Annotated in this window: 18 protein-coding genes; 13 read left to right on the top strand and 5 right to left on the bottom strand. The window is 67.6% G+C overall.

Features of this window, described 5'->3' with window-relative positions; genetic code table 11:
• Positions 1-39 precede the first annotated feature (39 nt).
• The 3 genes from ACLB90_RS02640 to ACLB90_RS02630 all read left to right on the top strand — a co-directional run bounded on the left by ACLB90_RS02640 (position 40) and on the right by ACLB90_RS02630 (position 2,720).
• A complete protein-coding gene (locus ACLB90_RS02640; RefSeq protein WP_411851496.1) occupies positions 40-1,188 on the top strand; it encodes a pyridoxal phosphate-dependent aminotransferase in 1,149 nt (382 codons plus the stop codon).
• Positions 1,188-2,009: an amidohydrolase gene (locus tag ACLB90_RS02635; RefSeq protein ID WP_411851495.1), complete on the top strand. Its 822-nt coding sequence runs from the start codon at positions 1,188-1,190 to the stop codon at positions 2,007-2,009. Before ACLB90_RS02640 ends, ACLB90_RS02635 begins: the two co-directional genes overlap by 1 nt.
• A 276-nt stretch (positions 2,010-2,285) precedes the next feature.
• Entirely contained in the window at positions 2,286-2,720 is a 435-nt protein-coding gene (locus ACLB90_RS02630) for a hypothetical protein (protein WP_411851494.1), read from the top strand.
• Between the two features lie 94 nt (positions 2,721-2,814).
• Here ACLB90_RS02630 and ACLB90_RS02625 read toward each other — a convergent pair whose 3' ends face one another.
• The 3 genes from ACLB90_RS02625 to ACLB90_RS02615 are packed head-to-tail and all read right to left on the bottom strand — an operon-like array spanning position 2,815 to position 6,529.
• Positions 2,815-4,605, bottom strand: a complete 1,791-nt coding sequence (locus tag ACLB90_RS02625; RefSeq protein ID WP_411851493.1) for a pseudouridine synthase — start codon at positions 4,603-4,605, stop codon at positions 2,815-2,817.
• The gene (gene scpB, locus ACLB90_RS02620; protein WP_411851492.1) at positions 4,598-5,608 is read right to left on the bottom strand and encodes an SMC-Scp complex subunit ScpB; all 1,011 of its coding nucleotides are present in this window, start codon (positions 5,606-5,608) and stop codon (positions 4,598-4,600) included. Before scpB ends, ACLB90_RS02625 begins: the two co-directional genes overlap by 8 nt.
• Before the next feature lie 15 nt (positions 5,609-5,623).
• The gene (locus ACLB90_RS02615) at positions 5,624-6,529 is read right to left on the bottom strand and encodes a segregation and condensation protein A (RefSeq protein ID WP_017357401.1); all 906 of its coding nucleotides are present in this window, start codon (positions 6,527-6,529) and stop codon (positions 5,624-5,626) included.
• A 342-nt stretch (positions 6,530-6,871) separates the two neighbouring features.
• Between ACLB90_RS02615 and ACLB90_RS02610 the strand changes: the two genes are divergently transcribed.
• The 10 genes from ACLB90_RS02610 (at position 6,872) to ACLB90_RS02565 (ending at position 20,716) form a co-directional block, all read left to right on the top strand.
• The gene (locus ACLB90_RS02610; RefSeq protein ID WP_411852679.1) at positions 6,872-7,171 is read left to right on the top strand and encodes a YciI family protein; all 300 of its coding nucleotides are present in this window, start codon (positions 6,872-6,874) and stop codon (positions 7,169-7,171) included.
• Positions 7,168-7,446, top strand: coding sequence for a BolA family protein (locus ACLB90_RS02605; RefSeq protein ID WP_411851491.1), 279 nt, complete (start codon positions 7,168-7,170; stop codon positions 7,444-7,446). Before ACLB90_RS02610 ends, ACLB90_RS02605 begins: the two co-directional genes overlap by 4 nt.
• A gap of 148 nt (positions 7,447-7,594) precedes the next feature.
• Positions 7,595-8,632 (top strand): LacI family DNA-binding transcriptional regulator, encoded by a 1,038-nt coding sequence (locus ACLB90_RS02600; RefSeq protein ID WP_411851490.1) that lies wholly within the window; start codon positions 7,595-7,597, stop codon positions 8,630-8,632.
• An 84-nt stretch (positions 8,633-8,716) separates the two neighbouring features.
• The gene (locus tag ACLB90_RS02595) at positions 8,717-11,776 is read left to right on the top strand and encodes a TonB-dependent receptor domain-containing protein (RefSeq protein WP_411851489.1); all 3,060 of its coding nucleotides are present in this window, start codon (positions 8,717-8,719) and stop codon (positions 11,774-11,776) included.
• Between the two features lie 253 nt (positions 11,777-12,029).
• Positions 12,030-13,634: a glucoamylase family protein gene (locus ACLB90_RS02590; protein ID WP_411851488.1), complete on the top strand. Its 1,605-nt coding sequence runs from the start codon at positions 12,030-12,032 to the stop codon at positions 13,632-13,634.
• A 33-nt stretch (positions 13,635-13,667) separates the two neighbouring features.
• Complete coding sequence (locus tag ACLB90_RS02585) at positions 13,668-14,936, top strand: sugar ABC transporter substrate-binding protein (protein WP_411852678.1); 1,269 nt, start codon at positions 13,668-13,670, stop codon at positions 14,934-14,936.
• A complete protein-coding gene (locus ACLB90_RS02580; RefSeq protein ID WP_017357394.1) occupies positions 14,933-15,814 on the top strand; it encodes a carbohydrate ABC transporter permease in 882 nt (293 codons plus the stop codon). The genes ACLB90_RS02585 and ACLB90_RS02580 overlap by 4 nt, the downstream gene beginning before the upstream one ends.
• Positions 15,811-16,647: a carbohydrate ABC transporter permease gene (locus tag ACLB90_RS02575; protein ID WP_017357393.1), complete on the top strand. Its 837-nt coding sequence runs from the start codon at positions 15,811-15,813 to the stop codon at positions 16,645-16,647. Before ACLB90_RS02580 ends, ACLB90_RS02575 begins: the two co-directional genes overlap by 4 nt.
• Positions 16,644-19,820, top strand: a complete 3,177-nt coding sequence (locus ACLB90_RS02570) for a discoidin domain-containing protein (RefSeq protein ID WP_411851487.1) — start codon at positions 16,644-16,646, stop codon at positions 19,818-19,820. Before ACLB90_RS02575 ends, ACLB90_RS02570 begins: the two co-directional genes overlap by 4 nt.
• 2 nt (positions 19,821-19,822) lie before the next feature.
• On the top strand, positions 19,823-20,716 hold the full coding sequence (locus tag ACLB90_RS02565; protein ID WP_411851486.1) for an endonuclease/exonuclease/phosphatase family protein: 894 nt from the start codon (positions 19,823-19,825) through the stop codon (positions 20,714-20,716).
• Positions 20,717-20,738: 22 nt separating this feature from the next.
• Here the strand turns inward: ACLB90_RS02565 and ACLB90_RS02560 are convergent, their stop codons facing one another.
• Together ACLB90_RS02560 and rne are read right to left on the bottom strand one after the other, a co-directional pair.
• A complete protein-coding gene (locus ACLB90_RS02560) occupies positions 20,739-21,155 on the bottom strand; it encodes a hypothetical protein (protein ID WP_411851485.1) in 417 nt (138 codons plus the stop codon).
• Positions 21,156-21,244: 89 nt separating this feature from the next.
• Positions 21,245-24,637 (bottom strand): ribonuclease E, encoded by a 3,393-nt coding sequence (gene rne, locus ACLB90_RS02555; protein ID WP_411851484.1) that lies wholly within the window; start codon positions 24,635-24,637, stop codon positions 21,245-21,247.
• Between the last annotated feature and the right edge of the window lie 77 nt (positions 24,638-24,714).

Below are 24,714 nucleotides of genomic sequence, written 5' to 3'. Positions count from 1 at the left end.
TGCGTACACTGGACTTTCCCCATTTCATCTTCCTTGCCGATGCAACCGCAGACCAAGCTGCCCAAGGTGGGCACCACCATCTTCACCGTGATGTCCCAGTTGGCTGCCGAACACGGCGCCGTGAACCTGGGCCAGGGGTTCCCGGACTTCTCCGCGCCGCAGCGCCTGATCGATGAAACGGTCAAGGCCATGCACGGCGGGCTGAACCAGTATCCGCCGATGACCGGCGTGGCACCGCTGCGCCAGGCCATCGCGCAGAAGTCGCTGGATCTGTACGGCGCGCAGGTCGATCCGGACGCCGAGATCACCGTGACCAGCGGTGCCACCGAAGCGATCTTCAACGCCATCCACGCCGTGGTGCGCCCGGGTGAGGAAGTGATCGTGCTGGACCCGGCGTACGACTGCTACGAGCCGGCCATCGAGCTGGCCGGCGCGGTGGCCGTGCATGTGCCGCTGGACCCGCAGACCTTCGCGGTGGACTGGGACCGCGTGCGCGCGGCGATCACCCCGCGCACCCGCCTGCTGATGGTCAACACCCCGCACAACCCGTCCGGCGCGATGCTGACCGCCGATGACATGCAGGCGCTGGCGGATGTGCTGCGCGGCACCGGCATCTACCTGATCTCCGATGAGGTGTACGAACACATCATCTACGACGGCCGCCGCCATGAATCGGCGCTGCGCTACCCCGAGCTGCGCGACCGCGCGTTCGTGATTTCCAGCTTCGGCAAGACCTACCACTGCACCGGCTGGAAGATCGGCTACGCGATCGCGCCGCCGGCGATGAGTGCGGAGTTCCGCAAGGTCCACCAGTACAACACCTTCACCAGCTTCGGCCCGGCGCAGTACGGCTTTGCCGCGATGATCCGTGACGAGCCCGGACACCACCTGGAACTGGGCGCGTTCTACCAGGCCAAGCGCGACCGCTTCCGCGAACAGCTGCTGACCACCCGCCTGACCCCGCTGCCGGTGCCGGGCGGTTACTTCCAGCTCGTGGACTACTCGGCCATCAGCGATCTGCCCGACCACGAATTCGTGAAGTGGCTGACCATCGAGAAGGGCGTGGCGGCCATTCCGCTGTCGCCGTTCTACGAGACCGCGCCGGAAGGCCAACGCCTGGTGCGGCTGTGCTTTGCCAAGAACGACGCCACGCTCGATGCGGCGATCGCGCGCCTGCAGGTGCTGTGATGACCCCCACCGAACGTCCCGATCTGCGTATCAGCCTGGTCCAGGGCGACACCCGCTGGCACGATCCGGCCGGCAACCGTGCGTACTACGGTGCGCTGCTGGCACCGCTGGCCGGGCAGACCGATCTGGTGATCCTGCCGGAAACCTTCACCAGTGGTTTCTCCAACGAGGCCATCGACAAGGCCGAGAACATGGAGGGCCCCACGGTGGCCTGGCTCCGCGAGCAGGCGGTGCGGCTGGGCGCGGCGGTCACCGGCAGCGTGCAGCTGCGCATCGGGGACGGGGTGTTCAACCGCCTGCTGTGGGCCACGCCGGATGGCGAACTGCAGTACTACGACAAGCGGCACCTGTTCCGCTACGGCGGCGAGCACCTGCGCTACGCCGCCGGCAACGCGCGGCTGAGCGTGGAGTGGAAAGGCTGGCGGATCAATCCGCAGGTCTGCTACGACCTGCGCTTCCCGGTGTTCTGCCGCAACCGCTACAACGTCGAGCGTGCCGACGACCTGGATTTCGATCTGCAGATCTTCGTCGCCAACTGGCCTTCGGCGCGCGCCTATCCGTGGCGCACGCTGCTGCGCGCGCGCGCGATCGAGAACCTGTGCTACGTGGCGGCGGTCAACCGCGTCGGCATCGACGGCAACGACCTGCACTACGCCGGCGACAGCGCGGTGATCGACTTCCTCGGCCAGCCGCAGGTGGAGATCCGCGAGCGCGAGCAGGTGGTCACCACCACCATCTCGGCGGCAGCGCTGGCCGCGCACCGCGCACGCTTCCCGGCGATGCTGGACGCCGACAGCTTCGACCTGCACAGCCGCCCATAACGCCGGCCGCTGGCCGGCTCCACGCACGCCATGCAACACCCCGGACGCCGCCGGCCGCTTGCCGGCATGCAGAACCGGTAGTGCCGGCCGCTGGCCGGCAAGCAGAACCGGTAGTGCCGGCCGCTGGCCGGCTCCACGCACGCCATGCAGCACCGATGCTGCCGGCCAGCGGCCAGCACTACTGAACGGATGCCGCACGCGGGTGTGCGGCCTCATGCGGGCGCGACGCGCGCGCTGCTAGATTCGGGCCGTTCCCTTCCGCATGAGTGCACTGCAATGAAGACGCTTTCCCTGGCACTGGTCGCATTGGCCGGCCTGTCGACGGCCTCGGCCGCACAGGCCGCCGGCAACATCGACTGCGAGCTGCACTACAACCTGGCCGGCTGGTCGGTGCTGTACAAGACCGCGTCCGGTACCGGCACCATCACCTGCGACAACGGCGCGCGCATCCCGGTCAAGATCACCGCCAAGGGCGGTGGGCTGACGGTGGGCAAGTCCAAGATCGTGGATGGCAAGGGCAAGTTCTCCGGCGCGTACTCGCTCAATGACCTGCTCGGCTCGTACGCCTCGGTCGAAGCGCATGCCGGCGCGGACAAATCCAGCAACGCGCAGGTGATGACCAAGGGCGATGTCTCGCTGGCCCTGGCCGGTACCGGCAAGGGCTGGGACCTGGGCGTGGGCGTGGGCCGCTTCACCATCGAGCGGCGCTGACAGCAGCCGGGCCGCGCCCGACGCCGGCAGCCACGGCACACCAACGAAAAACCCCGGCCGAAGCCGGGGTTTTTTGTGTTCGACGCTTCAGCGATCAGCCGCCGCGCGGGCCGCCGCCACGGTGGCCACCGCCGCCGGGACCACGGCTGCCGCCGGGGCGTGCGCCGCCCGGACGACCGCCCGGGCCGCCGGGACCACGACCACCGGGGCCACCCGGGCCACGGTTGCCGCCCGGGCCGCCGGGACCGCGATTGCCGCCGGGACCGCCGGGGCCGCGTGCACCGGGGCCACCCGGACCACGGTTGCCACCCGGACCACCCGGGCCGCGATTGCCGGCCGGACGCGCGCTGCCGTACGGGCTGGCGCCCGGATTGGCATGGTCGGACGGGAAGCTGGGCGCATTGCCCGGATGGCCGTACGGGTGGCGCGACGCGCCCTGTCCGCCCTGGCCACCGCGGTTGCCGCCACCACCGCCGGCCGGACGGCCCTGGCCGCCGAAGCCGCCACGGTTCTCGCCGCCGAAGCCGCCACGGCCTTCGCCACGGCCTTCACCGCCGAAGCCGCCGCGACCCTGGCCGCCTGCGCCGCCCGGACCCTTCGGCTTGCCATACGGACGCCCCTGGCCACCGGCACCTGCGCCGGCACCCGGACCGCGTGCACCCGGACCACGGGCAGCGCCCGGGCCGGCATTGCGGTGGTTGCTCGGGCCGGTGCTGACACCGTCCGGCACATACCAGCTGCGGAACGCGGCCGGGTTGCCTTCCGGCAGGGCGCGGTTGCCCTTGTCCGGACGCTGCTTGAATGGGCGCTGCGACTGCTTGGCCGCTGCTTCGCCGCTGACCGTCAGGCCACCCTTGAAGCCGCCGCCCTTGCCGCCGCGGCCACGGCCGCGCTCTTCGCGGACGTTGTCGAAACGACGCAGCTCGCGGCCTTCATCGGCCTGGTTGTGGCCGTTGACGTAGGCATTGCCGCGGCCACCTTCGCGCGACACGCGCACGGTGGTCTTGGCGGCGCGACGCTGGCCGATCACCGGCTGCAGGGTCAGTGCCGACGGCGCGCCTTCTTCCAGCTTCAGTTCGGCGCGCAGCGCTTCGACCTGCTTGGCCGGCAGTTCGACCGACTGGCCGCGCAGCAGCTCGCGCGGCAGGCTGACCTTGCCGTAGCGGGTGCGCTTGAGGCGGCTGACTTGGCAGCCCTGCGATTCCCACAGGCGGCGCACTTCGCGGTTGCGGCCTTCCTTGACGACCACGCGGAACCAGTCGTGCGAGTCGGTGCCGCCGATGCGTTCGATCTCGTCGAACTTGGCCGGGCCGTCTTCCAGCGCCACGCCGCGGGCGAGGCGGTCGACGATGTTGTCCGGCACCTTTTCTTCGCCTTCCGGTGCACGCACGCGCACGACGTACTCGCGCTCGACCTCGTAGGAGGGGTGCATCATCGCGTTGGCCAGCTCACCGTCGGTGGTTGCCAGCAGCAAGCCGGTGGTGTTGATGTCCAGGCGGCCGATCGCGATCCAGCGCGCGCCCTTCAAGGCCGGCAGCGCTTCGAACACGGTCGGGCGACCTTCGGGATCTTCGCGGGTCGTGACTTCGCCTTCCGGCTTGTTGTACGCCAGCACGCGCGAGGTCTCGGTCAGCGCGGTGGCAACGAAGCCACGGCCGTCCAGTTCGACCTTGTCGCCGCTCTTGATCGACTGACCGGTCTGGGCGACTTCGCCGTTGACCTTGACCAGACCATCGGCAATGCGCTGTTCCAGCGCGCGGCGCGAACCGAGACCGGCCTGCGCCAGCACCTTGTGCAGGCGCTCTTCGAGCTTGGGCTGTTCGGTGTCGGTTTCGCGCTTGAGCGAAAGCTTGTTCAACGACAGCTTGCGGGGGGTGTCACTCATTTACTTGGCTCCGGCCGGCGACGGTTTCGTCGGCCTCTGGTTCGGGATCGGCTTCGTCAACAGCCACGGTCGTCGTCGCGACGGCGTTGTCTTCGGTTTCGTTCTGGTGCGCCGCGCGCTCTCCCGGCGCGGTAACGGGTTCGCCATCGCTGGCGGTCGTATCAGCATCGTCGTCGCGGAGCGACAACGACGCATGGGATGAGGTGGTGCCGGCATCCGCATCGGCGGAGGCCTCGCTATTGTCCTGATCTGCGGGCTGATCCGCCAGTCGGGCGGCAGCCAGCGCGGCGCGGGCTGCGGCCCGGGCGGCGGCCGGGTCGAGGTCCTGCTCCGGCGTCGGGGCGGACGCCGGCGCCGGGGTGCCGTCGTCGTTGGCTGCGTCGGCATCCAGATCGCCGTCCGGGCTGGCGGCGCCGGCGGCCAGGCGGCCGGCCGGCTGGCCGTCGCTGTCCAGCGGCAGCTGCGGTTCCAGCTCGCCCAGGTCGCGCAGTTCGGACAGCGGCGGCAGTTCGTCCAGGCGCTTGAGCCCGAAGTAGTCCAGGAAGCCCTTGGTGGTGCCGAACAGCGCCGGACGCCCGGGGACGTCACGGTGCCCGATCACGCGGATCCATTCGCGCTCTTCCAGCGCCTGGATGATGTTGCTGCTGACCGCCACGCCGCGCACCTGCTCGATCTCGCCGCGGGTGATCGGCTGGCGATAGGCGATCAGCGCCAGCGTTTCCAGGGTGGCGCGGGTGTAGCGGGTCTTGCGTTCGGTCCACAGCCGGGTGATGTAGCCGTGGACCTCGTTGGTGACCTGGAAGCGGAAGCCCGAGGCGACCTCGACCAGCTCCACGCCGCGCCCGCCGCAGCCATCGCGCAGCAGCTCCAGGGCGCGTTCGATGCTGCCCGGGGGCGCCGGTTCCTCTTCGGGGAACAGGCCCTGCAACTGCGCCAGCGTCAGCGGCTGGCTGGATGCCAGCAGCGCGCCTTCGACAATACGGTTGATCAGCGGTTGATCCATGCGTGGGTCGGGTGCTCAGTCGGATTCGTTGGCGGCGTCGTTGTCGTCGAACTCGCTGTTGAACTGCAGCGGTTCGTTGGTGTTGCCGGCGGCCAGGGACTTGACGTAGATCGGCGCCAGCGGAGCTTCCTGGACGATGTCCAGCAGCTGTTCCTTGGCCAGTTCCAGCAAGGCCAGGAAGGTCACCAGCACCCCCAGCTTGCCTTCCTCGGCGGTGAACAGCGATTCAAACCGGTAGAACCGGCCGTCTTCCAGACGGCCCAGCACGTCGCCCATCCGCTGCCGCACGCTCAGCGCCTCGCGCTTGATCGCATGGCCGGTGAACAGCTCGGCGCGCTTGAGCACGTCGTGCAGCGCCATCAGCATTTCCTTCAGGTCCACCGGCGGCGGCAGCTTGACGGCTGCGCGGTCGGGAACGAAGGCATGCGCCAGGCTGGTGTCGCGGTCCTGCCGGGGCAGGGCGTCGATATCCTCGGCAGCCTGCTTGAAACGTTCGTACTCCTGCAGCCGGCGCACCAGCTCCGCACGCGGGTCGGCTTCGTCGCCTTCCACGCTGGGCGGGCGCGGCAGCAGCATCCGCGACTTCACTTCGGCCAGGATCGCCGCCATCACCAGGTACTCGGCCGCCAGCTCGAAGCGCAGCTCCTGCATGACGTTGATGTACTCGACGTACTGGCGGGTGATCTCGGCAACCGGAATGTCCAGGATGTCCAGGTTCTGCCGGCGGATCAGGTACAGCAGCAGGTCCAGCGGACCTTCGAAGGCATCCAGGATGACTTCCAGCGCGTCCGGCGGGATGTACAGGTCCTGCGGAATCTGCAGGACCGGTTGCCCATGCACCACGGCCAGCGGCATTTCCTGCTGCTGTGGGGCGGTCGGCCGGATTTGCGGGTTCGCGTCGAGCGCGAGTTCGGAAGTCATCAAGTTGACGTCAGTATTGCAACGGACCGGTCGCCGCACCGTGCCAGCCGCTGGAAAACCAGGGGGCAGGGTGGCAGGCCAAGGCACGCCGCTGTCGGCGCGATTCCACACTTCAAACAGCAAGGCGCGCCGCGATGGGCAGCGACTGAACTACGGGGAGGTCGTCTACGTGCGCTGGTGTGGGGCAGTGGGTCGGTCGACGAGGCCAGAAAAGCCGGGGGTCGACGGGCCGCTGCATCCAGCCACGTGCAATGGGAACAAGAGTACGGCTTTGCACCGGCAGTGTCCAGCGAGCCGGGCTAGAATCGTCCCGTTTGTTTATATGAGTCTCGGGAGTTGCCTGTGTGGTATGTGATTGAAGGCTATGACGGCGCAGCCGTTCTGCCCGCCCGCCAGTCGGCGCGGCCGGCCCATCTGGCCCGGCTGCAGGCCCTGCAGGACGAGGGGCGCCTGCTCCTGGCCGGCCCGTGCCCGGCCATCGACAGCGAGGATCCCGGTCCCGCCGGCTTCAGCGGCAGCGTGGTGATCGCCGCATTCGACTCCCTGGAGCAGGCCCGCGCCTGGGCCGACGCCGACCCGTACGTGGCGGCCGGCGTATACGAGCGGGTACAGGTGCGTCCGTTCCGCAAGGTGCTGCCATGAGCAATGCCGAGCGCGTGGAGCGCATCCGGGCCGCCCTGCAGGCGGCCTTCGCCCCAGAGCAGCTGGTGGTGGAGGACGACAGCCACCGCCATGCCGGCCATGCGGGCGCGCGTGATGGTCGCGGCCACTTCAATGTGCAGGTGGTGAGCGCGGCGTTTGCGGGAATGGCGCCGTTGGCGCGCCATCGGGCCGTCTATGCGGCCGTCGGGACGATGATGGAGACCGATATCCACGCCCTGTCCATCGACGCCCGCAGTCCGACCGAAAACCGCTGAAACCCTTGTCCCGTCTTGTCCTGGCGAGTCCCGGAAGGACCCGCCGTGGACAGCATTCTGTTACCGCCGTGAGACATGAGGCTAACGTAGTGTTTACATTCAGGATTGAAAACGCTTACATTCCGCGCCAAGCCCAGATCTCTAAGCCGTGGAGGGCGGCGAGGTGAACAAGGCAGCCATCACAATCAAAGATGTTGCTCGCGAAGCCCGGGTCTCCGTGGCCACGGTCTCGCGTGCCCTGAACGGTCATGAAAATGTCGCCGAGCCCGTGCGCAAGCTGGTGCTGGAGGTCGCTGCGCGCCTGCGCTACACCCCGCACGCGGCGGCCCGCAGCCTGAGCAGCCGGCGCACCAACACCATCGGTGTGGTGCTGCCCGACCTGTACGGCGAGTTCTTCTCCGAGCTGATGCGCGGCATCGACAACGTGGCCCGTGCGCGCCGCCAGCACCTGCTGGTGTCCAGCTACCACGGCGACCAGGAACAGCAGGGGGCCGCGCTGCGCGCCATGCGCGGACGGGTGGACGGCCTGCTGGTGCTGTCGCCGTACGCCGAAAGCCCCGGCTTCCTGACCGACAACCTGCCGCAGTCGCTGCCGACGGTGCTGATCAATACCTATCTGCCCGAGCAGGATCATCCGGTGCTGAGCATCGATGACCATGCCGGTGCGATGGCCATGACCCGCCACCTGCTGGAGGTGGGTCATCGCCGTATCGCGTTCATTTCCGGTCCGGATCTCAACTACGACGCCCGTGAGCGCCTGCGCGGTTTCCGCGATGCGCTCGCCGCCTTCGGCGATGCTGCCGAAGGCATCGAGTTGCCCGGTGACTTTGACGAAGCTTCCGGCCATCGCGCCGGACAGGAGTTGCTGGCAGCCGGCACGCTGCCCGATGCGGTGTTCGCCGCCAACGACATGATGGCGCTGGGGTGTCTGTACGCCTTCGCGCAGGCGGGCATCCGTGTTCCGCTCGATGTCGCACTGGCGGGTTTCGATGACATTCCGCTGGCACGTTTCGTTCACCCGTCGTTGACGACGATGCAGGTGAGTATCGCCGACCTCGGCGATAGAGCCGCGACGCGCCTGTTGCAGTTGATGGATGGCAACAACACAGAAGGGGCCGGCGACAAGCAGACGCTGGTGCCGACCCTGATCGTGCGTGATTCGAGCAGATCCAGATCCGAGCAGTAACCCGGCCGCGAGGCCGGGCGTACATCCACTTCAAAAAAACAAGACAGGGGCCGCAAAGACGGCCACCACCACCCGGAGAGTTACATGACGTATTCCAATCACCGCAATCGCGCGCCGGCCCGTCGCCTGCTGACCACCGCACTGGTCAGCTGCCTGATGCTGGGCGCTGCGCCGGATCTGATGGCGCAGTCGGCCAACGCCTCGCTGCGTGGCCAGGTTGCCCAGGCCGAGGCCGGCACCGAAGTCACTGCCACCAATGTCGCCACCGGCACCGTGCGCCGCGGCACCATCCGTGCCGATGGCAGCTACTCGCTGATGGGCCTGGACCCGGGCACCTATGATGTTGTGGCCAACGGCCAGACCCAGAAGGTGACGGTGACCGTGGCCTCGACCGCGACGCTGAACTTCAGCGGCGCGCCGGCCAACGGCAGCACCGCCAACGCGACCAACCTGGACACGGTCAACGTGGTTGCGCCGACCCTGCTGCAGGAAGTGCGTACCTCCGAAGTGGGCAAGACCGTCAGCCTGCAGCAGATCCAGACCACCCCGCAGGTGTCGCGCAACTTCCTGGAGTTCGCCGACGCGGTGCCGGGCTTGATCTTCACCCGCGACGCCAAGGGCAACACCTCGCTGCGCGGCGGTGCCACCAACTCCGACGGTACCAACGTGTACATCGATGGCGTGGGCCAGAAGAGCTACGTCAAGGGCGGCGGCGTGGCCGGCCAGTCCGGCAGCGCCGGCAACCCGTTCCCGCAGCTGGCGATCGGTGAATACAAGGTCATCAGCGGCAACTACAAGGCCGAGTACGGCCAGGTCTCCAGCGCGGCCGTGACCGCGGCGACCAAGTCCGGTACCAACGAGTTCAAGGGTGAAACCTTCTACCGTTACACCGACGAAGACATGCGCGCCAAGACCCCGGCCGAGCGCCAGGGCGGCAACGACAAGATGGTCTCGGCCGAGAAGGAATACGGCTTCGCCCTGGGTGGCCCGATCATCCAGGACAAGGCGCACTTCTTTGTGACCTATGAAGCCAAGCGCTTCGACCTGCCGGTCACCATCGCGCCGGACGGCGCGGTCACCAATGCTGCCAGCCTGCTGCCGCCCGATGGCGCCGCCGGCCTCGGCCCGGCCAGCCAGCCGTTCCAGCAGGACCTGATCTTCGCCAAGATCGACTTCGAGCCGACCGACAACGATCGCATCGAGCTGACCTTCCAGGACCGCGATGAAACCCAGTCGCAGTTCAGCGGCCAGACCTCGCCGGAAGCCGGCCGCGAAGTGGTCAACACCGACCGTCGTTACGCCCTGCGCTGGAACCACAGCGGCGAGCGTTACTACAACGAAATGATGGTCACCCATGAAGATTCGTTCAACAACCCGACCCCGCTGACCCTGGCCAACGGCATCACCTACACCGCACCGGACGGCACCGAAGACCGCACCGTGGTGAAGATCGGTGGCGCATCGGCGCTGGATTCGCAGGTGAAGGGCCAGAAGGGCTGGTCGATCGAAGACAACCTGACCCTGGATGGCATCCAGTGGATGGGCGACCACACCATCAAGATGGGTGCGAAGTACAAGCAGATCGACCTGTACGCATCCGATGCGGCGCAGATCAACCCGACCTTCACCTACAGCCTGGGCGATCCGGACTTCCCGGATTCCATTCCGTACAAGGCGCAGTTCGTCAAGCCGGTGACCGGCGTGTCGGGCGTGTCGGGTGAAGTGCGTTCGAAGTCCAAGCAGATCGGCCTGTTCATCCAGGACGACTGGCAGGTCAACGACCACCTGCAGCTCAACCTCGGCCTGCGCTGGGACTACGAGAAGACCCCGTCCTACCTGGATTTCGTGACCCCGCAGCAGGTGGTCGACGCGATCTACTCGCAGGACCCGCGCGCGCCCATCGGCCAGACCTACGCCGATTCGCTGGCGCTGGGCGGTCTGAACATCGACGACTACATCAGCAACGGCCACAACCGCAAGGCGTTCAAGGATGCCTGGCAGCCGCGCCTGGGCTTCTCGTATGACATCAACGCCGACGAGCAGCACGTGATCCACGGTGGTGCCGGCCGTTCGTACGACCGCGACCTGTTCGACAACCTGCAGCTGGAAACCACCAAGCTGGCGCTGCCGCAGCCGACCATCTACTTCCGCAACCCGGCCACCAACACCTGCATCAACGGCCAGGCCGCCTGCTATGACTGGGACCCGAACCTGCTCAACGGCATCGGCAACCTGCAGACCCTGGTCGGTTCGACCAGCAATGCCGGTCTGGAAGTGGACCTGCTGAACAACAATCTGAAGGCTCCGTACTCGGATCAGTTCAGCCTGGGCATGAGCAACCAGATCGGTGACTGGCTGACCGACGCCACGATCGCCCGCACGCTGAGCTACGACGGCTTCGCGTTCACCCTGGGCAACCGCTACCCGACCGGCCAGTTCTTCGATGACCCGCGTCTGTGCGGCGGCACCGACCCGGGCCTGAGCCAGGCCTGGAGCTGCAACGTGCCGGGCTTCGGCAGCCTGATCATCGGCCAGCAGGGCATCAAGACCCGTGCCACCCAGGTCCTGCTGTCGGCGCAGAAGCCGTTCACCAAGGAAAGCGGCTGGGGCACCTCGGTCGCCTACACCTGGACCACCGCGCGCCACAACCGCGACATCAATGAGAAGTACGCGTTCGACCGCGGCCTGATCAGCGAGTACCCGACCATCCGTTCCAACGGCGCGCCGCGCCACCGCCTGGTGGTCACCGGTTCGTACGCGGGCTTCTGGGGCATCACCTTCGGTGGCAAGGTCACCCTGGCCACCCCGACCGCCGTCAACGACTGGTACCCGGTGCCGCAGGCCAGTGGCTACAACCTGCCGACCCCGCAGGCGGCTGTGCCCAACGCCAATGGCAAGTTCCTGCTGGGCGGCAAGATCTTCGGCTACCGTTCGGTCGATCTGCAGGCGACGAAGACGTTCAAGATGGCGGGCGACACCGAGCTGTACGCTCGCCTGGACATCATCAACGTGTTCAACTTCGACAACTTCTCCACCTACAACTACGTCAAGACCAACGGCAAGCTGGAGGCCAGCTACAACGAGACCGGCGAAATCATTGGTACGCCGCGTCAGGTCAAGGCGGAAGTCGGCTTCCGCTTCTGATCGCATCACCCGGCATCGCCTTCGCAGGCGATGCCGGGGCAGCACCGCCGGCCGGCTTCGGCCGACCGGCGGACTGCACAGGCGCTTGCCCGTCGATGATCGGCAAGCGCGTGTGCAGCAGGTATCGCGCGTTGCCCGGCACAACCACAATCCGCCCTCGACACGCGGATTTTTTTGGGGCCGGGTCTGTAAACGATTTCAATCTGGTTGAGGCTATGCTCTCCAGCACGAACATGCGAAAAGGTGGTGGTCGATGAATGCACGTCGGGTGGTGACGCTGACTTTGCTGTCCGCAGCAATCGTCGGTTGCCAGAAGGCGCCGGAACAACCGGCCAAGCCCAAGCCTCCGGTCATCCTGGTCGAGGCCGACGCGCCGCCGCGTCCGATGAAGCCCGAACTGCCGCCGCTGTTCGACGATATCGAGCGCCGCACGTTCCAGTTTTTCTGGGACACCACCAACGAAGTCAACGGGCTCAGCCCGGACCGCTTCCCGTCGCGCCCGTTCGCCAGCATCGCCTCGGTGGGCTACGCGCTGACCGCCTATCCGATCGGCATCGAGAATGGTTGGGTCAGCCGCACCCAGGCGGTGGACCGCACCCTGTTGACGCTGAAGTTCTTCCGCGACCTGCCGATGGGCCCGCAGCGCACCGGCAAGGGCGGCTACAAGGGCTTCTACTACCACTTTCTGGACATGCAGCAGGGCCGCCGCTATGACAGCTGGGTCGAGCTGTCCAGCGTGGATACCGCGCTGCTGATGATGGGCGTGCTGTTCGCGCAGTCCTATTACAGTGGTGACGACCCGCGCGAGAAAGAGATCCGCGACATCGCCGATACGCTCTACAAGCGCGTGGACTGGGCGTGGCTGCAGCAGCGTGCGCCGCTGATCTCGATGGGCTGGTTCCCCGAAAGCGGCTTCATCGACCACGACTGGATGGGCTACAACGAGGCGATGATGGTCTACATCCTCGCGCTCGGCTCGCCGACCCATCCGGTCAGCCCGGACGCGTGGACGGTGTGGACGCGTACCTACGACAACGACTGGGGCGTCTACCAGGGCCAGGAGTACCTGTCCTTCGGTCCGCTGTTCGGCCACCAGTACACGCACGTGTGGGTGGACTTCCGCGACATCCAGGACGCCTACATGCGCGAGCGGGGCAGCACCTACTTCCTCAACAGCCGCTCGGCCGCACTGGCCCAGCGCGAGTACGCCATCGCCAACCCGATGAACTGGAAGGACTACGGCGAGAACGTGTGGGGCCTGACCGCCAGCGATGGCCCGCAGAACACCACGCAGGAGTATCGCGGCGAGCAGCGCCAGTTCCGCCATTACTCCTCGCGCGGTGCCGGCCTGCGCGAGAACTTCGACGATGGCACCATCGCGCCGACCGCGGCGATCGCCTCGATCGTGTTCGCGCCCGAGGAAGTGATCCCGGCCACCGAAGAGATGCACAAGCGCTACGGCGATTACATCTATTCCAGCTACGGCTTCCTGGATTCGTTCAATCCCAGCTTCAACTACGACATCCCGATCAAGACCGGGCGTCTGGTGCCGGACCGCGGCTGGGTGGCCAGCGACTACATCGGCATCGACCAGGGCCCGATCCTGACCATGATCGCCAACTACCGGAACGATTTCGTCTGGGACGTGATGAAGAAGAACCCGCACATCCGCAAGGGCCTGGAGCGCGCCGGTTTCAGCGGCGGCTGGCTGACCCCGGAAGGCGAGGCGGCCCCGATGGAGCTGCAGAAAGACGAGAAAGCGGCGTCGGCACGTTCGGTCGGCATCGCCGAATCGCGCGCAGCCGCGGCGCAGGAACAGAAGAACAATTCCAACCGCAATCAGCCTCAAGGGAAGTAAGCAGTGCCATTGTCGTCGCGCCCCAGGCGGGGTCTGAGTCTGTTGCTGCTGCTGGTCGGCAGTCTGTTGTTGAGCGCCTGCCGGAAAGAGCCGGAAGGCGTCACCGTGCGCTTCTGGGCGATGGGTCGCGAGGCCGAGGTCGTGACCGGCCTGATCCGCGAGTTCGAGGCGGAGAATCCGGGCATCCATGTGGATGTGCAGAACATTCCGTGGACGGCGGCGCATGAGAAGCTGCTGACCGCCTTCGCTGCCGACGGGCTGCCGGATGTATGCCAGCTCGGCAACACCTGGATTCCCGAGTTCGCCGAGCTCAACACGCTGACCCCTCTGCAGCCGTATGTGGCGCAGTCCAGCGTGGTGGACCCGGCCGACTATTTCCAGGGTATCTGGGACACCAACGTCATCCATGACGAGCTGGTGGGCGTGCCGTGGTATGTCGACACCCGTCTGCTGTACTACCGCAAGGACCTGCTGGCCAAGGCCGGCTACGACCATCCGCCGCGGACCTGGGCCGAATGGAACGCGATGATGGCGGCCATCAAGAAGATGCAGGGTCCCAACCGCTACGCCGTGCTGATGCCGATCAACGAATTCGAGCAGCAGCTGTCGCTGGCCCTGCAGCAGCCGGACCCGCTGCTGCGCGACAACGACACGCGCGGCAACTTCCGCAGCCCCGGCTTCCGCCGCACGCTGGCCTTCTACGAGAACATGTTTGCCCAGGGCTGGGCGCCGCGCATGTCCGAAACCCAGATCTCCAACGTCTGGGATGAATTCTTCCGCGGCTTCAACGTGTTCTACGTGTCCGGCCCCTGGAACATCCGCGAGTTCAAGAAGCTGCAGCCGGCGGCGCTGGAAGGCCAGTGGGGCACCGCGGCGCTGCCCGGCCCGGACGGCCCCGGGGCCGGCATCGCCGGCGGCACCAGTCTGGTGATCTTCCGCTCCTCGCAGCAGAAGGAGGCGTCCTGGAAGCTGATCGAGTTCCTGTCGCGGCCGCAGATCCAGCAGCGCTTCCATTCCATCATCGGCGACCTGCCGCCGCGCCGCAGCGCGTGGGCGTACCCGTCGCTGGCCAACGACCCGCTGGCGCAGCCGTTCCGCGACCAGCTCGAACGCGTCAAGCCGACCCCGAAGGTGCTGGAGTGGGAACGGATCGCGCAGGAAATGCGCATCACCACCGAACAGGTGGTGCGTGGTGGCCTCAATCAGGATGCGGCAGTGACCGAACTGGATGACCGCGTGGACAAGATCCTCGCCAAACGACGCTGGATCCAGGAACAGAAGCAGCAGGAGGCCCGCCCATGAAGCAGCGTTCGCTTGCCGGCTGGATGTTCGCCGGCCCGGCCATCCTGGTCATCGGCGTGTTCTTCGGCCTGCCGGTGTTGTCGGCGCTGGCGCTGAGCATCACCGACTTCGACCTGTACTCGCTGTCGGACAGCGCCAACCTGCGGTTCGTCGGGTTGGGCAACTACATCGATCTGCTGCAGACCCCGATGTTCTGGAAGTCGCTGTGGAACACCACCTACTTCGTGATCGTCGGCGTGCCGCTGTCCATCGGCGTGTCGCTGGGCGCGGCCATGCTGCTCAATGCCCCGGCGGCCCGTTTCAAGGCCCTGTTCCGTACCGCGCTGTTTGCCCCGGTGGTGACCACCCTGGTGGCGGTGGCGGTGATCTGGCGCTACCTGTTCCACACCAGCTATGGCCTGGTGAACTACGGCCTGGGCCACCTGGGGATCAGCCCGATCGACTGGCTTGGCGACCCCAACTGGGCCATGCCGACCATCATGCTGTTCGCCGTGTGGAAGAACTTCGGCTACAACATGGTGATCTTCCTGGCCGGCCTGCAGGCGATTCCGCATGACCTCTATGAGGCCGCGCGCATCGACGGCGCCTCGCGCTGGAAGCAGTTCCTGCACATCACCCTGCCGATGCTCGGCCCGGTGCTGCTGGTGGTTGGCGTGATTACCGTGTCCGGCTACTTCCAGCTGTTCGCCGAACCCTACGTCATGACGCGCGGCGACCCACTGCAGAGCACCGTGAGCGTGCTGTATTTCATGTTTGAAGAGGGCTTCAAGTGGTGGAACCTGGGACGCGCCTCCGCGGTGGCGTTCCTGCTGTTCCTGATCATCCTGGCGGTGACCACGTTGATGCTGCGTTTCGGCCGCAAGAGGCAGTTGGTATGAGTCGTGAAATCGGTCAGTCGCGCTGGCATGCATGGTGGGTCAACGGTGGCCTGACGGTGCTGGCGCTGGTCAGCCTGGCGCCGTTGCTGTGGATGCTGTCGGTGTCGTTCATGCCAACCGGCGAGGCGGCGCACTTCCCGCCGCCGCTGCTGCCGTCCTCGGTGACGACCGCGAACTATCATGAGTTGTTCGCGCGTACCGGCATGGGCAACAACTTCGTCAACAGCCTGCTGGTATCGCTGGCGATCACCCTGGGCTCGCTGCTGCTCAACACGATGGCGGGGTATGCCTTCGCCAAGCTGCGCTTCGTTGGCCGCGAGCGCATCTTCCAGCTGCTGCTGGCCGCGCTGGTGATCCCGGCGCAGGTGGCGATGCTGCCGCTGTTCCTGCTGATGAAGCAGCTGGGCCTGGTCAACAACTTCGGCGGCGTGATCGTGCCGGCGCTGGCGACCGTGTTCGGCATCTTCCTGGTCCGCCAGTACGCCCGGTCGATTCCGGACGAACTGCTGGAAGCGGCGCGCATCGACGGGGCAGGGGAGCTGCGGATCTTCTTCCAGATCGTGCTGCCGATGCTCAAGCCGGTGCTGGTGACGCTGTCGATCTTCACCTTCATGGGCTCGTGGAACGACTTCATGTGGCCGTTGATCGTGCTGACCGACCAGGAGCATTACACTTTGCCGGTCGCCCTGGCCACGCTCTCGCGCGAACACATCATGGACGTTGAAATGATGATGGCCGGCGCAGTGGTCACGGTGGTTCCGGTGCTGGCACTGTTCCTGGTGCTGCAGCGCTATTACATCCAAGGTCTGCTGCTGGGGAGTGTCAAAGGGTGAAGCGAGCCGTCGTCGCGGTGGGTCTGGGTCTGGTCTGGTCACTGGCGGCCGGGGCCGCACCGCCGGCGGCGCCGGCTGCACCCCGGGTGCTGGATGGCTTCGACGACATGTCGCCGTGGAAGCTGGTGCTGTCCGACCAGGTCAGCGGTTCGCTGCGCAGCGTCGCCGGCCTCGGCGGCGGGCGCGCGCTGTGCCTGGACTACGACTTCCATGACGTCTCCGGCTATGTGGGCATCCGCCGCGAGCTTGGCGTGGAGTGGCCGGGCAACTACCAGGTCGGCTTCCAGCTGCGCGGCGACTCGCCGTCCAACGACCTGCAGTTCAAGCTGATCGACGCCAGCGGCGACAACGTGTGGTGGGTCAACCGCCCCGGCTTCGTGTTCCCCAAGGCGTGGACCGGCGTGCAGTACCGCAAGCGCCATATCGACAAGGCCTGGGGGCCCGGCGCGGACAAGACGCTGACCCGCAGCGCCGCGGTGGAGTTCACCATCTACAGCAAGGTTGGCGGCAAGGGCACGGTGTGCTTCGACCGGCTGACCCTGCAGGCGCTGCCGCCGGAAGACACCAGCGCGCTGACGCCGTCGGTCATCGCCGATACCGCCACGGCGTTGCAGAACCGCATCGTCGATGGCAAGCCGGACACGGTCTGGATCAGCGGCGGGGTTGCCGAGCAGACCATCAGCCTGGACCTGCACAAGGTCCGCGAGTTCGGTGGCGCGGTGATCCAGTGGCTGCCCGGGCTGGAAGCGACGCGGTACACGGTGCGCTCCTCCGAAGATGGACGCAGCTGGAAGACGCTGCGCGAGATCACCGCCGGGGGTGGCGGCCGTGACTGGCTGGCGCTGCCGGAAACCGAAGCGCGCTACCTGCGTTTCGACCTGAAGGGCGGCCCGAACTGGCGCTATGGCATCCGCGACATCGTGGTGAAGCCGCTGGACTTCGCCGACACCCCCAATGACTTCATCCATTCGGTCGGTACCGACCTGCCGCGGGGCTCGGTGCCGCGCGGCTTCACCGGCGAACAGCCGTACTGGACCCTGCTGGGTCTGGACGGCGGTCGCGAGCAGGCGCTGATCGGCGAAGATGGCGCGCTGGAAGTGGCCAAGTCCAGCTTCAGCGTCGAACCGTTCGTGCTGGTGGACAACAAGCTGCTGACCTGGGCCGACGTTAAGAGCCGGCAATCGCTGCAGGACGGCTATCTGCCCATCGCCAGCGTGGACTGGGCCCACGACAAGGCCGCGCTGCAGGTGACCGGCTTCGTGCAGGGGCGCCCGGACAACGCGCAGCTGATCGGCCGCTACACCCTGCGCAACCCGGACAAGGTGGCCCACGAATACACCCTGGCCCTGGCCGTGCGGCCCTGGCAGGTCAATCCGCCCACCCAGTTCCTCAACACCGTGGGCGGCTTCAGCCGGATCGACGCACTCGCGGTGGACCCGACCCATGTCGACGTCAACGGTGCGCCGCGCATCCATGCCGCGCAGCCGGCCGATGCGGCCTTCGCCAGCGCCTTCGACAGCAAGCTGGAGGTGATGCACCTGGCCAGTGGCAAGATCCCGGAGACCCGCGAGGTCAAGGACGGCACCGGGCTGGCGTCCGGTGCGCTGCTGTACCGCTGGAAGCTCGCGCCGGGTGAAACCCGCGAGGTGGCCCTGGTGCTGCCGCAGACCGGCACCTGGACCATGCCCAAGGCGTTCGACGCCGCCAAGGCCCAGCAGCAGGTCGCCTCGATGTGGCGCACCCGGCTGGACCAGGTGAAGCTGCAGGTGCCCGATGCCGGCAAGCCGCTGGTGGATACCCTGCGCACCGCGCTGGCGCACATGCTGATCTCGCGCATCGGCCCGAGCCTGCAGCCGGGCACGCGGTCGTACTCGCGCAGCTGGATCCGCGACGGTGCGATGATTTCCGAAGGCCTGCTGCGCATGGGGCGCAATGACGCCGTGCGCGACTATGTGAGCTGGTATGCGCCGTACCAGTTCGACAACGGCAAGGTGCCCTGCTGCGTGGATGCGCGCGGCAGCGACCCGGTGCCGGAGAACGACAGCCACGGCGAGCTGATCTTCAACATCGCCGAGTACTGGCGCTACACCGGCGACACGGCGTTCCTGGAGCAGATGTGGCCGCACGTGCAGGGCGCGTTCAACTACATGGAACAGCTGCGCCTGAGCGAGCGCACCGAAGAGAACCGGGCGCGCAACCCGGCCTTCTACGGCATGATGCCCGCCTCGATCAGCCACGAAGGCTATTCGGCCAAGCCGATGCACTCGTACTGGGACAACTTCTGGGCGCTGCGTGGCTACAAGGATGCGGCGATCATCGCCACCACGCTGGGCAAGGCCGAAGCGCTGCAGATGAGCGAGTCGCGCGACCAGTTCCGTGACGACCTGCAGAACTCGCTGCAGGCCGCGGTGGCGCTGCACAAGATCGACTACCTGCCGGGTTCGGCCGAACTGGGCGATTTCGACGCGACCTCCACCACCATCGCGCTGGCACCGGGCGGCGAGCAGGGCCGCCTGCCGCAGCCGTACCTGGACAACACCTTCGAGCGCTACTGGACCCAGTTCGTGGAGCGCCGCGACGGCAAGCGCGAGTGGAAGGACTACACCCCGTACGAGTGGCGCAACGTTGCCGCGTTCGTGCGTCTGGGCTGGCGCGATCGCGCCTGGCAGGCAACCGGTTTCTTCTTCAACGATCGCGCGCCGCAGGCCTGGAACCAGTGGGCCGAAGTGGTGTCGCACACGCCGCGCAAGCCGTTCTTCGTCGGTGACCTGCCGCATGCCTGGGTGGCCTCGGACTTCGTGCGTTCGGCGCTGGACATGTTCGCCTACAACCGCGACCTCGACGACAGCCTGGTGCTGGCGGCCGGCGTGCCGGTGCGCTGGCTGGAAGGCAAGGGCATCGCCGTGCAGGGCCTGCGCACGCCCAACGGCCAGTTGAACTACGCGTTGAGCCGCAGCGAGAAGCAGCTGACGCTGACCGTGTCGGCCGGCGTGGTGGCCCCGCCCGGTGGCGTGGTGCTGCCGTGGCCGTACAGCGGCGAACCCGGCGAGACCACCGTCAACGGCGAACCGGCCCAGTGGGACGGCAAGGAGCTGCGGGTGATGCAGTTGCCGGCCACCGTCCAGATCGAGATTCCGGCGGCGGTACGCCGGGCAGAACGCAAGGCACCGTGATGATGCATCTGTTGAACCGATGGGGCCGCTGCGGCGGCCGTTACCTGGTGGTGTGCCTGCTGGCGACGCTGGCCTTGGCCGGCGCGGCTGCGGCGGCAGAACCCGCTGCGGCGACACCGCCGGGCATGACGATGGTGACGTTCAACCTGCACCACGATCGCGAGGACTGGCCGGCGCGCCGCGAGGTGATCCTGCGTGAGCTGAAGGCGCTGCGTCCGGATGCGATCGCGCTGCAGGAAGTGATCCAGAAGCCGAAGGTGCGCAACCAGGCGCAATGGCTGGCACGCAAGCTGGGGTACGACTACCAGTTCGTGTCCACCGATCCGCCGGGGGCATCCAAGCGCTACGGCAACGCGTTGCTGACCGCGCGCCCGGTGCTGGCGCGCAACGATCACCTGCTGGCGCCACTGACCGACTACCGCACGGTGGCGCACCTGCGGATCGCGGTGGACGGCCAGCCGGTGAACGTATACGCCACCCACCTCAACGAGCGCTCGGACGAAGACGGCAGCCGCATTCGCGGCGAGCAGGTGGCCGATCTGCTGGCCTTCATCGCCGCCACCTCGGACGACGCGCCGGTGGTGATTGCCGGTGACTTCAACGCGCTGGTCGATGCGGGCGATCTGAGCGCGCTGCGCAACCACTACGGCGACAGCTTCGGCAGCGTGCACGTCAACGATCTTGCGGCGGTGAGCACGCTCAACCGGCATTACTACCAGGCGCCCTCGCGGATCGACCACATCTTTTTCCAGCAGGATCGCCTGATCGCGCGCGAAGCCCGGCTGCTGTTCGACCAGCCCTACGCGGAAGGCCGCTGGGCATCGGACCATTACGGCGTGTGGACCCGCCTGCAGTTCGCGCCGCGCGCGGCGGCACCGGCGGCCACCGCTCCCTGATCGACGACCGCGTGGCTGGCCCTCAGGGCGTGGCCTGTTCGCTGGTCTTTTCCCAGACCCGGCCATCGCGGGTCCGCCAGGTTCCGCCGGTCGCGCAGCAGCCGCCGGCGCCCAACGCCATGCGCCCCAGCACGGCGACCACCGCGCCGTCTTCCTGGCGCAGCGACTGACGCTGGCATGCGGTGAAGAACGGGTAGGGTGCCGGTGCCAGCACCTCGGTCAGCGACAGCGTCTGGCCGGCGCCGCGCACAACGTCGAACACCTTGCAGTCCTGGACGAGCAGCTCCACCGGTATGCCGCCGAGCGTGCCACGGAAGTGGTGCCCGGGCGGTGCATCGCGCACGGCGATGGCGGCATCGCTGAGCGGTGCCGGTGCGGGCTGGCAGGCCGACAAGGCCAACAGCAGCGCGCAGGCGGGCAGGGGAGCAGGTCGGCGCATCGGCCGAGCATGCCACAGCCGGAGTGGCCCAAATGCAGACAGCGGCCCGAAGGCCGCTGTCTGTTGTTACACATGCCGCTGGATCGGGATCAGGCCTTGTCGGTCTTTTCCGGGTCCTGCTTGTCGGCGGCATCGGTCTGCGCGACATCGGTGGGGATGTCGTCGCAGGCCTCGGCCTGCGCGGCCTGTGCGGCCGCGTCGGTGCTGGCCGGGACATCGCTGGTGGCGGTGCCGAACAGCTGGCCGTTCTGCACCACCGGCGCTGCCGGTGCGGCGTCGACGCGGACGACCGGGGCGGCCGGGGCGACCTCGACCTTCTCGGCCGGGGCCTGCACCGGGTCCACGGCATCCAGCATGCTGGTCTGCACCGGACGGGCGGTGTCGGCGGTTTCGCTGTGGGTCACCACCGGCGCGGCGTCCACCACCGGTGCTGCCGGGGCGGCCTCGGCAGGGCTGTCCACGGCGACCGGTGCGACGACCGGTGCGGCAACGGCCGGTGCCTCGGCAACCACCGGAGCGGCGACGGGCGCCTCAACCACGGGTGCTTCCACCACCGGGGCCGGTGCAACGACCGGTGCCGCTGCCACAGGCGCCTCGGCGACCGGGGCCTGCACCGGTGCAGCGACCGGAGCGTCTTCCTGCACTGCCGGGACCGGCGCGGGAGCGGCGACCACGGCCGGGGCCGGGGTCGGCGATTCCACGAACGGCACGCGGTCGGTGTACGACGGCGCAGCGGCTTCCTCGGCCGGGGCGGCCTCGGTGTGGCCGGCGGTCACCACCGGGCTGCTGATCGCAGCCACCGGTGCGGCGGCGGCAACGGCAGCAACCGGGGCCGGCGCCTGGACCGGGGCCGGGCGCGATGCCTGGGCCGGTGCGGGGGCGGTCGGCGCGGTGCCGTTTTCGTCGTCGAAGTCGAACTCCGGCTGCGGCTGGCCGTTGCCGGCGACCGGACGCTCGGCCTGGGCGGTGTCTGCACCGTCCTGGTCGCCGTCCTGATCGTCGCCGTCGTCGTCCAGACCGCCGTCATCGTTCAGACCATCACTGCCGACAGCCTGCTCGCCATTGCCACGACGGCGGCGACGGCCACCGCGACGGCCGCGACGACGGCGCGAGCCGCCGTCACCATTGGCATCGTCGCCCGTGCCGGCGGCATCGTTCTGCTCTGCTGCATCACCTGCAACCAGTGCCTGGCCGGTCGCGGCCAGTGCCGCATCGTCCTGCACCGGCGACGTCACGACGGCGGCATCGGCAACGGTGACCGCAGCGGCGGCCACCACGGCGGCATCGGCAACCGGGGCGGTGGTGTTGACCGGCTTCGGTGCATCGGCCTGCGGCTGGCGGGCGGGCTTCTCGCTGGCCGCCGGCTTGTCGCCATCGACCTGCGGCTGCTTCGGCTGCTGCGGCTGCTTGGGCTGCTTCAGCTTCGGCTGCTGCTCGTTGCGCGGCTGCTTGGGCTGCTGCTCGCCGCGCGGCTTGCCCTGGCCCGGGGCCTGGACCGCTGCGGCAGCACCGGCGGCCGGGGCCACGTCCTGGCGACGCTCGTCACGGCGTTCGTTCTTCGGGCCGCGCTCACCGCGCTCACCGCGGTCTTCGCGACGGTCCTTGCCACGCCCCTGGGGCTGGCCATTGGCCGCGGCAGTGCCACCGCGTTCGTCGCGACGGCCGTTGCGGTCCTTGCCGTTGCGGTCCTTGTTGCGGTTGTTGCGGTTGCCATCCTGGGCGGGGCGGCTGCCCGGCTGCGGGGCGGCGGCCGGCGCCGGTTCGCCACCGAAGATGCGCTTGAGCCAACCGACCACGCCGGTGGCGGCGGGCGCGGCGACCGGGGCCGGGGCGACCGGTGCCGGCGCGACGACCGGTTCCGGGGCTTCGCGCACCGGTGCCGGCTGGCTGTGCTTGACCTGGGTCACCACCGGGGCGACCGGGATGTTCAGCTGCGCCTTGGTCAGGGCATGCACCGGCAGCTTGCGCGGGGTACCGCGCTGGTAGCTCGGCTTGCCGCTTTCCTCGCCCAGCTCGTTCTCGCGCAGGCGGGTCACTTCGTAGTGCGGGGTGTGCAGCTGCTCGTCGGCGACGATCACGATCGGCGCGTCATGGCGCTGCTCGATTTCACGCAGCGCGCTGCGCTTTTCGTTGAGCAGGTAGTTGGCGATCTCGACCGGGGCCTGGACCAGCACCTGCCCGGTGTTTTCCTTCATTGCGTGCTCTTCGGCAACGCGGATGATCGACAGCGACAGCGACTCGACGCTGCGCATGCGGCCGTGGCCGTCGCAGCGCGGGCAGACGATCTGGCTGGATTCGCCCAGGCTCGGACGCAGGCGCTGGCGGCTCATTTCCATCAGGCCGAAGCGCGAGATGCGGCCCAGCTGCACGCGCGCACGGTCGTACTTGAGCGCGTTCTGCAGGCGGTTCTCGACTTCGCGCTGGTGCTTGTTGGAGGCCATGTCGATGAAGTCGATGACCACCAGGCCACCCAGGTCGCGCAGGCGCAACTGGCGGGCCACTTCCTCGGCGGCTTCCAGGTTGGTCTGGAACGCGGTGTCCTCGATGTCGCTGCCCTTGGTGGCGCGCGAGGAGTTGACGTCGATGGCGGTCAGCGCTTCGGTCTGGTCGACCACGATCGAGCCACCCGACGGCAGGCGCACGTTGCGTTCATACGCGCCTTCGATCTGCGATTCGATCTGGAAGCGGTTGAACAGCGGGATGTCGTCCTTGTAATGCTTGAGCTTGCGCAGGGTCTGCGGCATCACCTGCTGCATGAACTCGCGGGCGGTCTCGTAGAGCTCCTCGGTGTCCACCAGGATCTCGCCGACATCGGCGCGCAGGTAGTCGCGCAGGGCGCGCACGATCAGGCGCGATTCCTGGTAGATCAGGAACGGGGCCGGCTTGGTCAGCGCCGCTTCGGCGATGGCCTTCCAGACCTGGAGCAGGTAGTCCAGATCCCACTGCAGTTCTTCGGCATCGCGGCCGACGCCGGCGGTGCGGATGATCACGCCCATGTCGTCGGGGATGTTCAGCTTGTCCAGCGCGTCCTTCAGGGCGGCGCGGTCTTCGCCTTCGATCCGGCGCGAGACGCCACCGGCGCTGGGCGAGTTGGGCATCAGCACCATGTAGCGGCCGGCCAGCGAGATGAACGTGGTCAGGGCGGCGCCCTTGTTGCCACGCTCTTCCTTGTCCACCTGGACAACCACTTCCTGGCCTTCACGCAGCAGTTCGCGGATGCCGGCCTTGTTGTGGTCCACGCCCGCCTGGAAGTAATCGCGGGAGATTTCCTTCAGCGGCAGGAAGCCGTGGCGGTCCGCGCCGTACTCGACGAACGCGGCTTCCAGCGACGGCTCAAGGCGCGTGATACGGCCTTTGTAGATGTTCGACTTCTTCTGTTCCTTGGACGGCTGTTCGATGTCGATGTCGTACAGCGTCTGGCCATCCACGATGGCTACCCGCAGCTCTTCGGCCTGCGTGGCATTGATCAGCATTCGCTTCATACTTGCGTTCCTCGCGCGCTGCTACCGCGCGGAACGCCATGGGGTTTCGCTTCTGGTCACGCTTCGACGCCCATCGC

It is taken from the genome of Stenotrophomonas sp. LGBM10, assembly GCF_046736075.1.
Classification (GTDB): domain Bacteria; phylum Pseudomonadota; class Gammaproteobacteria; order Xanthomonadales; family Xanthomonadaceae; genus Stenotrophomonas.
This window is presented reverse-complemented; position numbering and strand designations above follow the sequence as displayed.